The following is a 1171-nucleotide window of genomic DNA, read 5'->3' as shown; positions in this document are numbered from 1 at the left end:
AGCAAAAGCGCGAGAGATTGCATTACTCCAAATTCTCCGGTTTCGAGCGACTGGTGACGTCTTTACTCGGGGGTTTGCGTGGGAAGAACCGACGTCCGTCGACGTCGCGGGCGAGAGTTACGAGTATGAGTCGACTAGAGTAAACCCCTCTGTCGGTCGTGGGTTAGACTTGTCCGCCCGGTGGCGACGTCTCATGTCCGAGATCGAAGCGTGGCCTTAGTTGGTGTCTTCTTGCTGGTCGATGTACCCTACAAGTTGAATCAGAAAGTTACCGATTTGAATCGCTATCTCAAGTGTTTCAATTTCTGTCATTGCATACTAAGAGTAGTCACGGTTAGGCGCGTCCTCGAAACACCCCATGGAAGAAATTGCTAATCGGGTTGTCGGTGAGTGACAACGAGGGCTAGCAATCGGTACTAATCGCAAGACTGCGGTACGATACGTACTAATCAATACGTACGTGGATACGAAATGCGGCGGTTCTCACCGGAAGAATAGTACGAATACTGAGAAGTGAGGACGCATTTTCGGAACGTCTTCAGGCGAGCGCGCGCCCGAAGTGCCGACTACTCGTAACGGCAGGCTGGTCGGTGGGACGCCGTCGACGTCTCGCCGTCGAGGACTTCAGCCCCACACACGGGACACCGGACGTAGTTGTGCCCAGTCGGTTCGCCGTAGCGGTCGTACTCGGTAAACGGTCCTTCCCAGTCGGGAGTGTCGTCGATGACCTCGGCGTCGTCGCCGGCGATGATGATAGCGGTACTGTCTTGGCTTCGGGTTTCGTTGGTCGACATGGTCTTTCAGTCTCCATAGAGAAAGGCCGGTCTCGGTGTCCTACCACCGGGACGTTTCAACACGTCCGAGGATACCGTCTTTCTCTACCATATTGTATTAGCCACATGGACATAAGTCTTTACCATATTGGTTATGCCAAAAGGTATAATCGGGCGGGGAACGTACTGAATCGTATGCCGAGGGAACATGGCGACAGCGGGACGTTTGTCGAGACGGTTAGTTTAGAGGACGTCTTAGGAGTGTTCGACGTGGTCGACGGACCGGTAATCTTGTCGGCGGACGTCGCAGACGAGTTAGATTGCTCGCGAGAGACAGCTCGTCGGAAACTACAGGCATTATACGAACGCGGCGACCTCGAGCGCCGGAAAGTCTCACG

1 protein-coding gene and 1 pseudogene are annotated in these 1171 nt (G+C 54.2%); one reads left to right on the top strand and one right to left on the bottom strand.

The features are described 5' to 3' along the window. Positions 1–566: 566 nt before the first annotated feature. A complete protein-coding gene (locus tag C493_RS20785) occupies positions 567–794 on the bottom strand; it encodes a hypothetical protein (protein ID WP_004050879.1) in 228 nt (75 codons plus the stop codon). Between the two features lie 174 nt (positions 795–968). Here C493_RS20785 and C493_RS23690 point away from each other — a divergent pair. Continuing rightward, positions 969–1171 (top strand): annotated as a pseudogene (locus tag C493_RS23690) (hypothetical protein); the annotation flags it as partial.

Source organism: Natronolimnohabitans innermongolicus JCM 12255 (genome assembly GCF_000337215.1).
Lineage (GTDB): Archaea > Halobacteriota > Halobacteria > Halobacteriales > Natrialbaceae > Natronolimnohabitans > Natronolimnohabitans innermongolicus.
Note: the sequence above shows the minus strand (reverse complement) of the source record. Positions and strands in the feature narration are given on the sequence as shown.

Coding starts and splice junctions, on each gene's coding strand:
- C493_RS20785 (WP_004050879.1), bottom strand. CDS start 794: ATGTCGACCAACGAAACCCGAAGCCAAGACAGTACCGCTATCATCATC.